At 42.5% G+C, this 15,578-nt stretch carries 14 protein-coding genes; 2 read left to right on the forward strand and 12 right to left on the reverse strand.

Going from position 1 to position 15,578, the window contains the following annotated elements; all coding sequences use genetic code 11:
- Positions 1-87 precede the first annotated feature (87 nt).
- Both HWQ44_RS17285 and HWQ44_RS17290 read left to right on the forward strand, forming a co-directional pair.
- A complete protein-coding gene (locus tag HWQ44_RS17285) occupies positions 88-1,146 on the forward strand; it encodes a methyltransferase (protein WP_292720828.1) in 1,059 nt (352 codons plus the stop codon).
- Between the two features lie 153 nt (positions 1,147-1,299).
- Entirely contained in the window at positions 1,300-1,929 is a 630-nt protein-coding gene (locus HWQ44_RS17290) for a glutathione S-transferase family protein (RefSeq protein ID WP_292720830.1), read from the forward strand.
- A gap of 64 nt (positions 1,930-1,993) precedes the next feature.
- On the opposite strand, the gene HWQ44_RS17295 is transcribed toward HWQ44_RS17290, so the two are convergent.
- The 12 genes from HWQ44_RS17295 to HWQ44_RS17350 all read right to left on the reverse strand — a co-directional run bounded on the left by HWQ44_RS17295 (position 1,994) and on the right by HWQ44_RS17350 (position 15,420).
- The gene (locus HWQ44_RS17295; RefSeq protein WP_292720833.1) at positions 1,994-2,599 is read right to left on the reverse strand and encodes a nucleotidyltransferase family protein; all 606 of its coding nucleotides are present in this window, start codon (positions 2,597-2,599) and stop codon (positions 1,994-1,996) included.
- A gap of 82 nt (positions 2,600-2,681) precedes the next feature.
- Positions 2,682-3,248, reverse strand: coding sequence for an XdhC family protein (locus HWQ44_RS17300; protein ID WP_292720835.1), 567 nt, complete (start codon positions 3,246-3,248; stop codon positions 2,682-2,684).
- A gap of 36 nt (positions 3,249-3,284) precedes the next feature.
- Complete coding sequence (locus HWQ44_RS17305; protein ID WP_292720838.1) at positions 3,285-4,439, reverse strand: amidohydrolase family protein; 1,155 nt, start codon at positions 4,437-4,439, stop codon at positions 3,285-3,287.
- Between the two features lies 1 nt (position 4,440).
- The gene (locus HWQ44_RS17310; protein ID WP_292720840.1) at positions 4,441-4,878 is read right to left on the reverse strand and encodes an SRPBCC family protein; all 438 of its coding nucleotides are present in this window, start codon (positions 4,876-4,878) and stop codon (positions 4,441-4,443) included.
- A 57-nt stretch (positions 4,879-4,935) separates the two neighbouring features.
- Positions 4,936-5,457 carry a DMT family transporter gene (locus tag HWQ44_RS17315; protein WP_292720843.1) on the reverse strand — a complete coding sequence of 174 codons (522 nt, stop codon included), beginning with the start codon at positions 5,455-5,457 and terminating at the stop codon, positions 4,936-4,938.
- 55 nt (positions 5,458-5,512) lie between these two features.
- Entirely contained in the window at positions 5,513-6,610 is a 1,098-nt protein-coding gene (locus tag HWQ44_RS17320; protein WP_292720846.1) for an NAD(P)-dependent alcohol dehydrogenase, read from the reverse strand.
- Between the two features lie 98 nt (positions 6,611-6,708).
- Positions 6,709-8,865 carry a xanthine dehydrogenase family protein molybdopterin-binding subunit gene (locus HWQ44_RS17325; protein WP_292720849.1) on the reverse strand — a complete coding sequence of 719 codons (2,157 nt, stop codon included), beginning with the start codon at positions 8,863-8,865 and terminating at the stop codon, positions 6,709-6,711.
- A gap of 13 nt (positions 8,866-8,878) precedes the next feature.
- Entirely contained in the window at positions 8,879-9,349 is a 471-nt protein-coding gene (locus HWQ44_RS17330; protein WP_292720851.1) for a (2Fe-2S)-binding protein, read from the reverse strand.
- A gap of 227 nt (positions 9,350-9,576) precedes the next feature.
- On the reverse strand, positions 9,577-11,040 hold the full coding sequence (locus tag HWQ44_RS17335; RefSeq protein ID WP_292720854.1) for a hypothetical protein: 1,464 nt from the start codon (positions 11,038-11,040) through the stop codon (positions 9,577-9,579).
- The gene (locus HWQ44_RS17340; RefSeq protein ID WP_292720857.1) at positions 10,964-12,556 is read right to left on the reverse strand and encodes a hypothetical protein; all 1,593 of its coding nucleotides are present in this window, start codon (positions 12,554-12,556) and stop codon (positions 10,964-10,966) included. The genes HWQ44_RS17335 and HWQ44_RS17340 overlap by 77 nt, the downstream gene beginning before the upstream one ends.
- Positions 12,557-13,054: 498 nt before the next feature.
- On the reverse strand, positions 13,055-14,245 hold the full coding sequence (locus HWQ44_RS17345) for a calcium-binding protein (RefSeq protein WP_292720859.1): 1,191 nt from the start codon (positions 14,243-14,245) through the stop codon (positions 13,055-13,057).
- Between the two features lie 599 nt (positions 14,246-14,844).
- The gene (locus HWQ44_RS17350) at positions 14,845-15,420 is read right to left on the reverse strand and encodes a transposase (RefSeq protein WP_292720861.1); all 576 of its coding nucleotides are present in this window, start codon (positions 15,418-15,420) and stop codon (positions 14,845-14,847) included.
- Positions 15,421-15,578 lie beyond the last annotated feature (158 nt).

The raw sequence follows: 15,578 nt of genomic DNA on the forward strand, positions 1-15,578 counted from the left end.
GCAACAACGCCAATTTAAGTTAAGAAATCTGCGTTTTTACTACATATTTACCACTACCCATTTTTGCAATTACTTAGGAGAATTAAAATGACCCAAGTAACAAGTAAAGCTCCAATTAACAAGCTTGACAAACCACAAACAGCTGGTACAAAGGTTTGGGATGTGATTGTTGGTCTATACAATTATCCAACTTTGCTAGTTGCTCATGAACTAAAACTGTTTCCCCTCCTAGCGGAAACACCACGCACTTTAGAAGAGATTTCCCAGAGTCTAAACCTTGCACCACGAGCAGCAGGAACGCTTTTATCTGTATGTGCATCTCTGGATTTTATCGAACTAAAGGATGGATACTACTCCCTTACGAATGTTGCTTCTGAGTATTTACTTGAAACTAACCCTACTTCTTTTTGCGGCTATTTGGATTTGATGATTGCTAATGCCGATTCCTTTTCCTACGTGGGAGTTAAGAAAGCAATTTTGACAGATGCTCCTATTGTTTATGAAGGTGATTCTCTATACGAAGTTCACGAACAAGAAAATAAAGATCAAGTTACGCGCACTTTTACAAAAGCGATGCATTCCATTAGTGTTGCTCCCGCCCTGGCGTGGCCTGAAACTCTAGACCTCTCTAGCAATAAACATCTGCTGGATATTGCTGGGGGTTCTGGTGCTCACAGCATCGGTGCAACTCTCAAGTGGCCTAAATTGAAAGCCACAATTTTGGATATAGCGCCAGTCTGCGAAGTCGCTCAAGAGTATATTGCCGAGTATGGACTGTCAGAGCAAATCACCACTGAAGTTAGGGATATGTGGAATGATCCTTTTCCCTCTGCTGATTTGCATTTTTACTCGCTGATATATCACAATTACGACCTTGAGAAAAACCGTTTTCTGACAAAAAAAAGCTTTGATAGTTTAGAGCCTGGTGGACGCATAATTATTCACCAGTGGCTATTTAACGATCATCGGACAGGGCCATTATCCACTGCGGCGTTCAACGTGATTATGCAGATTTGGTGTGCTGGCGGACAAGAATATTCAGGACTGGAGCTATCTACCATACTGGCAGAGGCAGGGTTTGTTGATATTGAAGTTAAACCGACCTTTGAATATTGGAGTATTGTAACTGCTCGAAAGCCAGAGTAGGCGATCGCTAGAATCACCTATTCAGTAATCAAAGATTATAGCCCTGTGCCTATTGGCAAGCATTACTGGATAAATTGGGTAGCGATAAAGTTTTCTCAACCTTAAAGTCTTACCAACTCCACTCTAGAATTTTTAATTGGGAATTTGAAGATAATGACCAAACTCATAGTTTACGGAACTCCCCTCAGTACTTATGTTCGCACTGTCCGGTTGCTGCTAGAGTCAGCAGGTTTAGATTATACCCTTAAAGGAATCGATATCTTTAATGGAGAAAACCAGTCAGCAGAGTATTTATCCAAACATCCTTTTGGAAAAGTACCGACTCTGGAAGTGGATGGAGAACTGGTTTACGAAACAACAGCAATTACTGAATACCTCAATATAGTGTTTGCTGATCATAAATTCAGCCCATCTGAACCGATCCTCAAAGCGCGGATGCGTCAGATAATAGCGATTATTGATAACTATCTTTATGCTCCTTTTGGAACAATTGTGGTTCAATGCTTGATGCTACCAAGTCAGGGCGGCAAGACAGATTCTGACTTGGTACAAAAGGCTGTAGCGCCTGTACAAAAGTCTGTAGAGGCAATTGAATCGCTTGTTATTGGTAGCCCGTATCTACTTGGTAGCGAACTAAGTATTGCCGATTTCTACGTAATTCCTATCTTCATCTATCTATCACAGACTTCAGAATTTGAGGCAATTACTGCTCAAACTCCGAAACTGCGGAGTTGGTGGGATAAGGTCAGTCAGCTTGAGAATGTGAAAAAAGTGGCCGTATAATTTCAAATGGGGTTGTATGCAACAGCTTACAACCCTTAACTACCTACAATCTGCTGTATTATAGCTAAAATCCAGTCCTATTTTTTATCAAAAGCTGCTCGTAATCATCTGGGATATCTAAGTCGAATCCACCTTCTGAGAAAGGAATTGCTAAAACTTCTCCAAGATATTTTTTAATTATCTGTCTTGCACCATCCGTACCACTGAGTGTGGTTAGTTTTGCAAATAAAGTGCGGTTAAATAATGCAGGAACACCTAAAGTATTTGTATATTGTGAAGCAACGATTGGCTTAAGAGTAGTTTCGTGAACTTCAACAAGTTGATTGATGAGTTGAGGTGAAATAAAAGGTTGATCGCATACCATCAAAACAACAGCTTTTGCTTCTTTGTTGATGAGATTAAGGGCTTTTATACCAACACGAATAGAGCTACTTATTCCCTCACCAAAAAGTGGATTTTCTACAATATGTACTTGTTCTGAGTTAATCTCTGGTTTGATAAGTTCAGAATATGCCCCCAATACAACAATAATTGGGTGGCAAACTGAAGCATTGGCCACTTCAACTATATGCCCAATCAAACTCTGTTCACCGTAACGTAGAAGTTGTTTTGGCGTTCCCATACGAACTGATGCACCAGCAGCAAGAATAATTAGACCGACATCAGACATGTGATTTCCTCTCCATGAATTGAGCCAAGTCTTGCCCTAAGCATTCCACCAGCGCGATTTGCCAGCACTGCTTGAATTTCTGCTACGATTGAGATGCTACTTTGGCGATGATTTCTCCACTTACTTTAAATACAGTAGCCATTACCCCCGACTCTTGCCCATGCAGACATTCAGCAATAAAATCTAGCTGACCTTTGGCTAATTGGTTAGAAAGCGGCTCAATGAGTACCTCAACTACACCATTACAACCAAGACCAAATCCCCAAATAATATCATCGCTGGCAGTAGTATCATAGTTGACAACAACCGGAACTCCATCAGTAAACATCAGGGCTTGGGCTTTTTCAAACACATCACTTTCTAAACAACCACCACTCACACAGCCAATCATTTGCCCTTCTTCAGTCAGCAGCATCCTAGCACCTGGGCGACGATAGACAGAGCCACTAGTTTTGACAACGGTGGCTAGAGCAGTGAGTTCACCTTTCTTTTGACTTTCCTCAAAAGCTGCGAGGATGTTTTGAAGTTCTTTCATGGGTGGTGTAGAGAATGCAGGAGATAGAAGATAGGGAGAAGATATTCGGACTTCTTTATTTTCAGTAAACCACAAACTTTTGAAATCGAACGTAAAAATAAGGGTTTTAGCCATCGTTAATGACGATCTGACAGCACACTTACCCATACTTTATAGGGTTTTCAGTTTAAACAAATTTTCCGCATTCAGATGGTATATTTTTTTTCTATCGACATCGCTCATCGGTGTATTATCTATACCTTCAACTGCTTTGGCAGTGGATTCATACGGATAGTCAATCGCAAACAATATACGGTCGGAACCTAATACTGAAAGCGCGAACGTCAAAGCTGGAGACCAGTTTACCCCACTGGTGGCAACAACAAAGTTATCCATGAAATATTCACTTGGTTTTTTTTGCCGCTTTTTTGCTTGACTCAAATCATCCATTTTTGTCCAAGTTTCATTAGCAAAACGACCGTCGATGCGAGCAAGCCAAAACGGTATACCTTCGCCTAAATGCCCTAGAATAAATTTAAGTTTGGGAAAGCGATCAAATAAACCACTCAAGATTAAACGCATTGCGTGCGTGCTAGTCTCAACAGCAAAGCCCCAACCAGCACCTTCGAGACCGTATGAGAGAAAAGGTTTTATCATGTCTGGAGAAGGTGTTCTCGGATGTAAGTAAATTGGTATATCCAATGCTTGGGCAGCTTCAAATATTATCCAATACTTTGATTGATCCAAATACTCACCGTGAGTGTGGGAATTAATTATTGCACCTTTAAGACCCAGATATTTTACTGCTCTTTCCAACTCGCGGGCGGCTTCATTCGGTGCTTGGGGTGCCACTGCGGCAAGTCCAGCATACCGATTTGGGTAAGCAGAGATGAATTCAGCTAGTTGATCGTTACTCTTTTTGGCAATATCTACAGCTTTGTCGGTACTGAATACTTGAACACCTGGCGACGTGATTGACAGTATTTGCATGTCAATTCCATGTTGATCCATATCACGAATGCGGTTGGCTCCAACATCAGTGAGGCGATCGCGGATCTCTTTAGTTGCAGGGCTATTCAGAAACGGTTTGTACAATTTTTGGAATCCGGGTTCTTTATCCACACTGGTAGCAAGGAGTTTGCGCCACTCATCAAATAATTCTGGTGTTGCAAAAGCCTCTTCAATGGCAATTTTCTTGAAGAAGCTCTTGCTCAACTCAGTAGTTTGGTTGGTAACTTGGGATGCATCTGTTGCCAATGGAGCCACCACCGCACCGATGGACAGATCCATTGCTGTTTTCAAAAAAGCTCGTTTGCTAAAATCCATATTACCTGCTGAAAATTTTGTTCAAGGCATCAAAACCGACTTGAAACACCTGTTCTAGATTCTGCCGTAATTCGGTTTCTTCTTCAGGTAAACATTTAAAGTTTGCCAGCCATTCGATACAAGTGCGATCGCCATCTGTAATTGGTAACAGCCGTATAGTACAAATGTAGTCTTCCATCGGCTTGTTAGGCTCTAGCAGGAAATAAGTGCAGACATATTTTTGATCGTCAAGTCCTAGTAATTGCTCCCGCAGGTTCAGTCCGTCTTCACGATTAAAACTACGGATACAGCCTATTTTGTCGCTAGGCTCACCATTTTCTATATGGCTGTCGATTACAGACGGATACCAATCAGGGAGGCCATTAAAGTCCCGGATTTTCGCCCATACTTGTTCAACCGATGCGTTGATTACAGAACTGGTTGTAACGTTTACTAGCATTTCATTCCTAGACTAACTCTGCTTAAGATGAGTTTAATTGAGGGTAGATTATTGCTGCTAAAGGCTGGCATCAAAGCTCTTTAAGAAATTAGGTAGCCAACTGATTTCTTTAACATTAGAAAATGTGACTAGCCCTACACCTGCGATCAAGAAGATGATACCGGCAATTTTTTGGAGCGAAATCGGGTCTTTAGGAGACTCTAAGATACCTAGATGGCTGACCACTGCTGCCATCACCACCTGACCCAACACAAACAAAACAAAGAAAGTACTAGCTCCCAAACGGGGAATCAAAGTGGTGGTTCCGAAGACTAACAAAGCACTAAAGACACCACTGAGATATAGATGTATGGGAACATTTTTGAATTTTGAAGCGATCGCTAACCCATCTATGTTTGATGTAAAAAGCAAGGTTATTGACAAAGCTATAAAGGTGGTAGCCAGACCCATGAAAAAGAAAGCTATATTGGCTAGAATTGGCGAACCTACATACCGAGCCACAGAGCTATTCATTGGCAGATAAATGGGGGTAATGGCTCCCATCAAGAAGGCACCTAATATAAATACTATAAATTGCATGACTTAGATTTCCTTTTCCTTTGTATTAACTTCAAAAGCCGTAAAGGACGGCTGATTATGATATTTTCAGGACTGGCTTGATCGCCTTGCCCGCTTTAGTATCCACTACAGCTTTGTTGATATCCTGGAAATCATAAACGGTAATCAAACGTTCAAAGGGAAAGCGCCCTTGCTGATTTAATTCCAGTAATGTCGGCAAAAACGTATTTGGTACAGAAGATCCCTGAATAATTCCCCGCAAATTTGCTGCACGTTTAAAAACCTGCGTTGGTGAAAACGGATATTTCTCGCCAAAATGAGGCGCGATCACCATACCGCATTCGCCACCAGTGGCTAAACAGTCAATGGCATCATTGAGCGCTTGTTCATTCCCGGAGGTTTCTAGAGTATAGCGAACACCATGAGGGGCAATCTCTTTGATTCGTTCGGCAACTCTCCCGTCTTTGGCATTTAATACATGGGTTGCACCCAACTCCAGTGCCAGATTTAAGCGTTCTTCCACCACATCAATAGCAATCAATGGCCACGCGCCGACTAGTTTACCTGCCATAATGGCACTCAAACCGACAGCACCAGCACCAAAAACCGCCAGTCCGTCTCTGGGGCCGACTTTAAAGGTATTAAGAATAGAACCCGCACCGGTTTGAACCCCACAGGGAATAGCTGCCAATTTCTCAGCAGCCTGGTTGCTGGTCACTGGCACGACATTGCGCTCCACTGTAATTGAGTGGGTAGCGAAGGAGGACTGCTGAAAAAATGCACCGGAAATCCGCTCTTTGCCCAACTTAATCGTGTGAGAACCATCTAAGCGAGTACCACCAAATCCCAAGGGGATGTGATGATCGCAGAAATAAGGCTGACCCTCCAAACACCCGTGACAAGTACCACACCAGGGATAAGAGATGATTACGCGATCGCCTAGTTTAACTCGGCTAACACCCGACCCCACAGCTTCCACGATCCCTGCACCTTCGTGACCTAACACAATCGGCATTTTCATGAGATTTTGCGCCACAAAATCTGTATGACAGATGCCGCTAGCTTGATTACGAACCAATATTTCGTTGCTGCGTAAGTCATCGAGTTCAATAGTCTCGAATGTAAATTGCCCTTGGGGTTCGTGGATTACAGCAGCAGTTGTCGTTGTGGTCATTTTGCCTCCTGGTTAGCTGTAAAGAAAATTCGTGGGTGATGCGTCTTAAATCGGTATACTATGCAGTCACACTAATTTATCTATGCTTGCTGTAACTTTTATGCGCTTATGGGTAATTGCCGAATCCGTTTGCCTGTGGCCGCAAAAATCGCGTTGCATACCGCAGGTGCGATCGGTGGTGTAGAAATTTCACCCACACCACTAGGTTTTTCGGTGTTTTGCACGATATAAACTTCGACCTTGGGCATTTCATTCATCCGCAGTACGGGATAATCGTGAAAATTACTTTGCTGTACACGACCGTCTTTAAAAGTAATCTCTCCATACAACGCGGCGGATAAGCCATAGACAATACCCGATTCCATTTGGGCCCGCACAGTGTCAGGGTTGACCACAATGCCACAATCAACAGCACAAACTACTCGGTGAACACGGGGTTGTCCGTCGGGGGTGACGGATACTTCGGCAATCTGGGCAACGGTGCTGCCAAATGATTTATGTAGAGCTAGTCCTTGGTGTAAACCGACTGGAAGCTTGCGTCCCCAACCTGCTTTTTCAGCAGCGAGTTCCAAGGTGGTTCGGTGTCGTGGTTGCTCACCCAGCATGGCAAGCCTGAATTCAAGCGGATCTCGGCCGGCGGCGGTGGCCAATTCATCCAAAAAAGACTCGACAACAAAGGCAGTAAAACTGTGACCAACAGAACGCCACCACAGCACTGGCACACCATTATCAACAGGGTGATAGTCTAGCAGTTGGTTGGGAATTGGATAAGGGTGATCTGCCCCTTCAATCGAAAGGTGATCGATGCCTTCATGAATCAATAATTTTTCAAAGGGAGTACCCTTGCCAATTGACTCACCAATCAGTCGATGAGACCATGCAGTAATGTTGCCATCTTTATCAAGCCCGGCAGCAATTTTGCTGTAATGCACTGGTCGATAATAACCGCCACGGATATCGTCTTCCCGTGTCCAGATTACTTTCACCGGCTTGCCAATGGCTTGGGATAGTTGCACGGCTTCTTTGACGTAATCACCGTGTGGATTAGAGCGTCGTCCAAAGGAACCCCCTAGTAAAGTTGTATGAATCTGAACTTGTTCGGGCTTTAGTCCGGTAATTGCACAGGCAGCCTGTTGATCTGTTGTGTGCATCTGTGTGCCTGTCCAGATATCGCAACTGTGCGATCGCACGTCAGCTACACAGTTTAATGGCTCCATCGGTGCATGGGCCAAGTAAGGTGTTTCGTAAACGGCTTGGAGCTTTTTCGCTGCTGCATCAAGTGCGGTTGTGACTTCGCCCGTTTTTCTCACCACTAGCCCTGGACTATTTGCGAGATCAGCATATTTGCTCTGTAAACCTTCAGAGGAAAGCTCAGCATTGGGGCCTTCATTCCATGTGATTGTGAGGGCATCACGCCCTTTTTTAGCAGTCCAGAAGCTATCGGCCACAACTGCTATACCCATAGGTAGCACTACCACATGCTTTACACCTGCAACGGCTTTGGCTGCTTCAGCCTCAAAATGTTGCAAGCGACTGCCAAAAACTGGCGGCCGCGCAATCAGAGCAATCAGCATTCCGGGAACTTGGACATCGATCCCAAATACTGCTTTCCCCTTAACCTTGTCAGCAGTGTCCAAGCGCTTGATTGGCTTACCAATCAGTTTGAATTCACTGGGTTTTTTGAGCGTAACGTTTTCTGGCACTGGCATTTGGGCGGCGCGATCGGCTAATTCTCCAAAAGATAAGCGGCGATCGCTAGCTGGATGTAAAATATAACTTTTTGCAGCAATACAACTTTCCGGTGATACATCCCAGGTTATGGCAGCCGCAGCGATCAACATTTCTCGTGCTGTAGCACCAGCCAACCGCAGTTGATCCCAAGTGGAGCTAATGCTAGTGCTAGCGCCGGTACCTTGATAATTTTTCCATACTGTATGGTCATAATCAGGATGTACGGGGGCAGACTCAATGCGAATTTTGTCCCAATCGGCTTCGAGTTCTTCAACGAGTATCATTGGTAAAGAAGTATAAACCCCTTGCCCCATTTCAACTTTATGGACAATAATCGTCACAGTATTATCCGGCAGAATACGGATAAAGGCGTTGGGCTTTGACAAGGGCTTGGTTGGATTAACTGGAGAGGTTGCGGCCTCCACGCGGCTGGTCAGTGGCAGATAAAACCCAAGAAACAAACCTGCTCCCACTGCGCCAGATGCCTTGAGAAAACTGCGGCGCGTAGTTGTATTGTTTTCCATTCTGACAACCTCCTTAACTTTGCTGGCTCAACAACTCGGAAGCTCTATGAATGGCGGCTCGTATGCTTTGATAAGTACCGCAACGACAAATGTTACCAGACATTGCAGCATCAATATCGGCATCCGTGGGTTGGGGATTTTCAGAAAGCAACGCCGCAGCAGAGAGCATCTGCCCCGACTGACAATATCCACATTGCGGTACATCAAGTTCTATCCAAGCTCGTTGAACTGGGTGATCGCCGATCTCCGACAGTCCTTCTATCGTTAAGATATCTTGATTGATACTTGCCGATACTGGCGTCACACATGAACGAATCGGAATACCGTTGAGATGTACTGTACAAGCACCGCATTGCGCCATCCCACACCCAAATTTAGTCCCATTTAGCCCAAGATGATCCCGAAGCATCCATAGAAGTGGAGTGTCTTCGGTGATATTAACCTCTCTATTTTCTCCGTTCACTTTTAAATTTATAGTTGCCATATTAATTAGTTATTAACCTCTCTTTAACTATCTATACTTTTATTAGGAATTACGCACTGTACAAACGAATTCTGTTGTGTATCAAGGTCAAGAAAATCATTTTTTTATGGTAAATACAGCCGTGCTGTAGGGGAAATTTATATATTACCCCTACAACAGACGTGGTTTTCAAATCATCTATTTAACTTTACCAAAACCGTGAACCATGAATATGCTTTTCCAAACTGTTACTTGTCAATGTGAACTTTTTGGAAAAGCGGTGTGTCACAAGACCCTATAGGACGCATTCGCAACCCAGCTTCAATCAGCGCAAACACGGTCTTTGGTGAATTTATTGCGGTTGATTCAGGATTATCTTGAAAACGAGCGATCGCATCTGGCAGTCTGAGTTCTGGACTAAACAACATATCCAATTTGCCTATTCTATCGAATGCAGATAATGCGTAAGCTGCCACCATATAACTGGAGCCATAAGTATTTTCGAGATAATGGTCTGAACCAAATATCTCGGTTGCAGTATCCGAGAATATCGACCAAATACACGGATGAAGTATATCAGGACATCCTAACTGGCAAGCCAGGTGAATCAAGTAAGTGCATCGTAAATAAGCATCAACTCGGAAGCCATCTGTTGATTGTATATATCCTTCCATACACTGATGAAAGAATGTAACTATATCAGGCACATAGACATGAAGCACTCCGAGATTATCTAATGCATAGATAAAAAATGTTATCTGCGAAGCTTGTGAGGTAGGCGAGAGCGTATGATAAAGCGATACAGCTTGTTTTCCCCAGTCCCTCTTATAAGTTAGATAATCAGGACAATCCAACACGGCAATTGCATTGAGTATGAGCGAGAGCGGAAATAGATAGTAATCCGATCCCTCATGAACTCCATCTGAATCTCGCCTTAATGAATCACTTAACTCCGAATCAAAGATATCTAAAAGAGTCTGAAGATGATTTTGCTCTCCTGTACATACTTGCTCTCTGCAACCGATGATGGCCAAGACGGAAAAAATAATCGCGGAACCTCTACCACGGTAAAATATATCAGAGATAGTTGTAGCCAATTGCAAAGCTTTATCAGTATAGGTATCCCCATTTTCCTGCTGTAATACTAGCAAGTCGGTAAACTCTGCCTGTCCTACGGCCAAGAGCAGATTAGCGAATAGCTGTAATTGCTCATAACGCAGTTTATCGCTGGATAAATCCAATTTCGCTACTTGCTCTAATGCCCTTTCTAGATGCCAACGAACAAGATGTCGATAGGGTTCAAGTTGACCGACCTTCACTAAACTTTCCGTTAATAAAGCACAAGCACGTGCGTACTGCCAAGGTTCACTTGGTAACTGGTTGATAGCGCTTTTAAACTCGTCATGCGATCGCTCTTGAGCAAGGTAACTATTGAACGATACAGCTTCACATCTTGCCAGGATGCCATTAAGCAAATGATGTGCAAATATATTGTAACTACTGTTATTTTTTCGAGATAGCGCAAAACTTATTTTGAGCAACCGATCCGATTTCTCTGGATCAAAGCCTGTTGCTTCCTGTCCGATTCCTAAGCCGTGAACGCACCAGTGCCAAGGGGTTGGAAAAACCCGTCGTTCATTTAGCAGCCCTTTGAAACACTGGCGCTGACCGATTATCTGACTGATTTGCGGCGAAATTTTCGGGAACTGCATAATCTAAAGGTGCTTTTACTGTTGCTGGTTCATGGTTGAAAATCTGGAAATTAGGAACCGGGATGCCGTGGAATTCATCTATCTTTCCTTCGAGCATATCTAGAGTTAAATTAAGCCACTTGATCCCTTCAACGTAAATTGCTAATGGACGTTTTTGGTGATGTGCATTGTCGATCAAAACATCATCGTTGTTCTTGCTGAAGTGGTACGGGGGCATTGCCGCAAAGTGGGTACCCATAAGGAAAACAAAACGTATGAGCCAGTTAGGATCGTTCTGATTTACATCTGAATCTGGATTGTCCAACTTCCAAGCAGCAGTCATCACTTCGCTGAAATGTTTTTCTATCCCACTATATGAAAGTTCGTATGGGTTTTCTTCATCAAAAGCAATCAAAATATGGGGTATTTCTCTGTGGAGTTGGTAGGCAAGATCAAAATACTCACCGTGAATCTTATCATAGTTGCCGAGACTATTATGCCAGGGCTTATTGTCGTACATCGGATCGTCGGCATTAGTATCAACACCGTTCTCATAAAATCCAATAGCGCGCGGATCGAGGAAACGAATCTCTATATCTTCAGCAGTAAACGGAGGGTTTGTGACAGAGAAGTTGTCATATTGTTTCAATAATGGCTCGATATTGCCAATTTTGATATTTTCCGTATTAGTATCGCCCATAACCAGAGAGTGGAACTTCGGCTCTAAAATCGAATGGTAAATTGGATTCTCTCGAAACTCTCTAAGCAGGCGAGGCAAGTTACGCATTCTCTTGCCGTTAATCATAATGTCTTCGCTTTTTAGCAGGCTGTCATTGAAAGTTTTCGGTGCTGTTTCCTGCGCGAGAGCAAGACGCTTTTCAATTTTGGTGAAATAGGATTGCTCCAAAGTAGGCTGTGACATTTTGCGCCGACGCTGACTGTGAATTTTTTCATTCAGCAGCCGGAAGATTACGCAATAGAGTGCGGCTACGATTTGCTTGGACGGATTACACCTTCTGACAAACTGGCTAACTTCGATGCCAGGAACAAAAGTCATGTCGTAAATATATTCGTAGATTGTAGATCCATCCTCTGTTACTGTTTGTTCGCGCTCAATCACGTTCAATACTTGAGGAAAAAGAGGCTTAACTAAGTCTGGCAGATTCATCAAGTATTGAGTCTGACTCTTGGCTTTCGCACAAGGAGGCAACATTACATCGCTGCCTTCTCGTTCCCATTTTGGGGTAATCAGACGTTCACTTAACACCTTACGAACAAATTTTCCACTACCTGATTTTTCTAAAAAGAGGGTCATAGATTCACTCCCTCCATATCCAAATCCTAAAAAATTCTCGTCAGGATTTAAATAATTAGTCAGATCATCTGGAGTTAGATGCTTAACAAGTACATTGCAATATTCAAGGATGTCGCAATGTTGTTGATCTAAACCCAAAATATTAGGCATAACTTCTAATTTACTAGCTTCACGATTGTGTTTTGGTTTGGTTTTTTGAAATGACTGGTTTTGGTGTTTCATAAATCTTTATATGTTATGGATTGCAAGAACCAACGTGCAATTTGATCGTCTGAAGTTAATCCTCAGGCTATCGACCAAATATACATACAATCTACGTTTATGCGATTCCTGAATTGTTTGGAAAAACCTCAAATGTTTATTGAAAAATATTTAGGTTTTTCCCGCCTTATATCCCTCCACTGAATTTAAGTACAAAATTCAGTGGAGGGATATAAGGCGCCAGACTTAAAAACCCTTTTTCTTTAACCAAACCGTATTGAGAAAGTGTAGAAGAAGTGGAAGCGTTGATATGTGAACATGAAAATGCTCGGCTGAAGAAGCGAATACAAGCGCTGCAACTGAGCAAAGTTAAACGGATGAACGTATGTGCGATGGCACTTTCGCCATCGCACATAATAAGTTTTAACATTAGCGTCAGCTTCCATGCATTCGCTAAAAAACTAGTGGATATTGCCGAGATAGCCTCTTTTTTGCTTTAATTACAGCCAGTAAACCTAGTTAAACGAAAGAGAACTGGTTAGTATTATTAAGATTGAAATTTGTAGCCGCTTGTCCTTCAATTAAACCTATAAGTTCAGCAGAAATATTTGAACCACCAGTGAAGAATATAGATGTCCCAAATGGAAGACTACCAACAGATTGAACCAATAAATAATCTGATGCTGAACCTTTGAGTTCGATAGTATCAAAGCGAGATTTAAAGTCTTTGATGATAGCGTAATCTTGATTTCCAGTGGATAACAGATTGCCGTCATTGTAGTAAACTGCGTTCTTGTCACCTAGAACAAAGGTATCTCTTCCTTGACCACCTGTAAGAACGTCAATCTCACCCTTTCCAAAACCTGAAGTATCAACAATCGGATTGACGCCATTTAGTCTATCTGCTCCCGCACCACCATTCAAGGTGTCACTTCCACCACCACCATTCAAGGTGTCACTTTGAGCACCACCACTTAGAACATCATTGCCATCACCACCATCGAGATTATCATTCCCGATCCCACCATTTAGAACGTCATTGCCATCACCACCTTCGAGATTATCATTCCCGGCACCACCATTCAGAATGTCATTGCCATCAACTCCAAACAGTAAGTCGTTACCTGCATCACCAAAAACCCGATCATTTCCCCTACCACCAACTATTAAATCGTTACCGGTTCCACCATTGAGAGTATCGTTACCATCTTCACCAGTAAAAACGTCATCCCCAGCACCAGTAGAAACAAAGTCGTTACCGTCACCTGCATCAATGGAGTCAACGCCATTACCACCAATGACAGTATCGTTGCCACCCTCGGCAAAAACTACGTTCAATTCATCATTAAGACCTTCAAGGAAGATAGTATCGTTGCCATCACCACCATTGATAGTATCGTTGCCAAGGCCAGCCTTGATAGTATCGTTGCCAGGTCCACCTGAAAGAAGGTCGTTTCCTGCACCACCATCTATAGAATCATCTCCTACTTGTCCAACGACTAGATCGTTACCATCACCACCATCGATAGTATCGTTGCCTTCTCGAGTAGGAATAGTGTCGTTCCCGCTACCTGCAATAACAAAGTCGTTACCAGATCCAGTGGCTATCAAGTCATCCCCTGCAAAGGCAGTAACAGTAATATTATCCTTTGAGCTTATAAGTGCAAAAACATCATTTCCTTGAGTTCCGGTAACAAATACGTTTGCCATTTCTGCTTTTTACCTCTTGTAGATGTTGTTGTAAAGTATTGGAATTTAGACATTGAAGCCACTAAGATGGGAGCCTTTCAATGCGTAAGCTTTGATAATAGACAAGGATTAAATTACTAGAATTCCATTTGATGCAGAGAAATTCAGGAGTATTAGAGCAATACCTATAGGTATTGATTTCAAGTAGCTAATAATAAAAAAATTATCAGCTTTCAATTATTATTAAATTGAGAATTACTCTCATGTAATTGAGCTATTTCGTTGAAAAATAAGACTTATAATCAGGATATGGTAGTAACCAATGCTAACGGGTGTAATTTTGCATTAACTGTTATTTAGCATAGTTTACTATGGCGAAATCAATGCTTACGACCTTACAATAGCATAACTAAATATGACTATTCAAGTAAAATTTGCCTATTAGTAGTCACGCAGAAATAACTTACTTATTTTAGAGTAAGCATTGAGGTCTTAGAGGGTGTTTGAAAAGTTTTGAGTGGTCAAATTTATGCCAATCGCCTCACCATGATCCGGATCATGGCAAGGTAGATAAAGGTCTATGATGGAATGGCACTAAGAAAAGCTGAAACACTTGCAGTTTAAGCTGTTTGCAATTGTTTGCGTAACTCATGCCGGGGTTTGGTCATCAAGGGGTAAATTTTTGGGCGACGTTTACGAACTCGCGGTTCACTACGACCTGGGCGTTCTGGAACAGCCTTGTGAGCAATAACTTTTAGTAAAGTATGATAAATTTGAAGACGTTTCGTTGAGTGAGCAGCTAATAATTTGGGAATAAAGTTAATTAAATGGTGGCGAGTACCTTGCAAAGATAGGCGTAATGGAGGAGTGGTGTAAGTAGTTCCGGCATCCCACATCAAACTACGAAGTAGATTATAAGCCAGCAAAAAAACGTAAATTTCCTTGCGTACCATTGAGGGTGTTTTACATCGCAAAATATCCATATACAAGGTAGTTTTTAGATGTCTTAAATCTAGTTCAACATCCCAACGTTTACCGTAAAGTCCAACAATTTTGAGAGTAGGATAAGTGGCTTTATCTAAAAGAGTAGTAATTAAGCTAACTCGTTGAGTGCGAAAACCAGGAATAACAATGTAATAATAAACCTCTCGCACAGTTATACTTTTAGGTAGAGCATCAAATTCATCTTTACTCAAACCTTTTGGACAACTTTTAGGCTTATACCAAGTAACGAATGGCACTAAGAAAAGGGAAAATCATTGAGGCAGCAGGGGTGCAGAGGAGCAGAGGAGCAGAGGAGCAGAGGAGCAGAGGAGCAGGGGAGAAAGAAGAAGTTTAAGGTATTGCGTTCGGA

This window comes from Nostoc sp. JL34, assembly GCF_017114945.1.
GTDB lineage: Bacteria > Cyanobacteriota > Cyanobacteriia > Cyanobacteriales > Nostocaceae > Nostoc.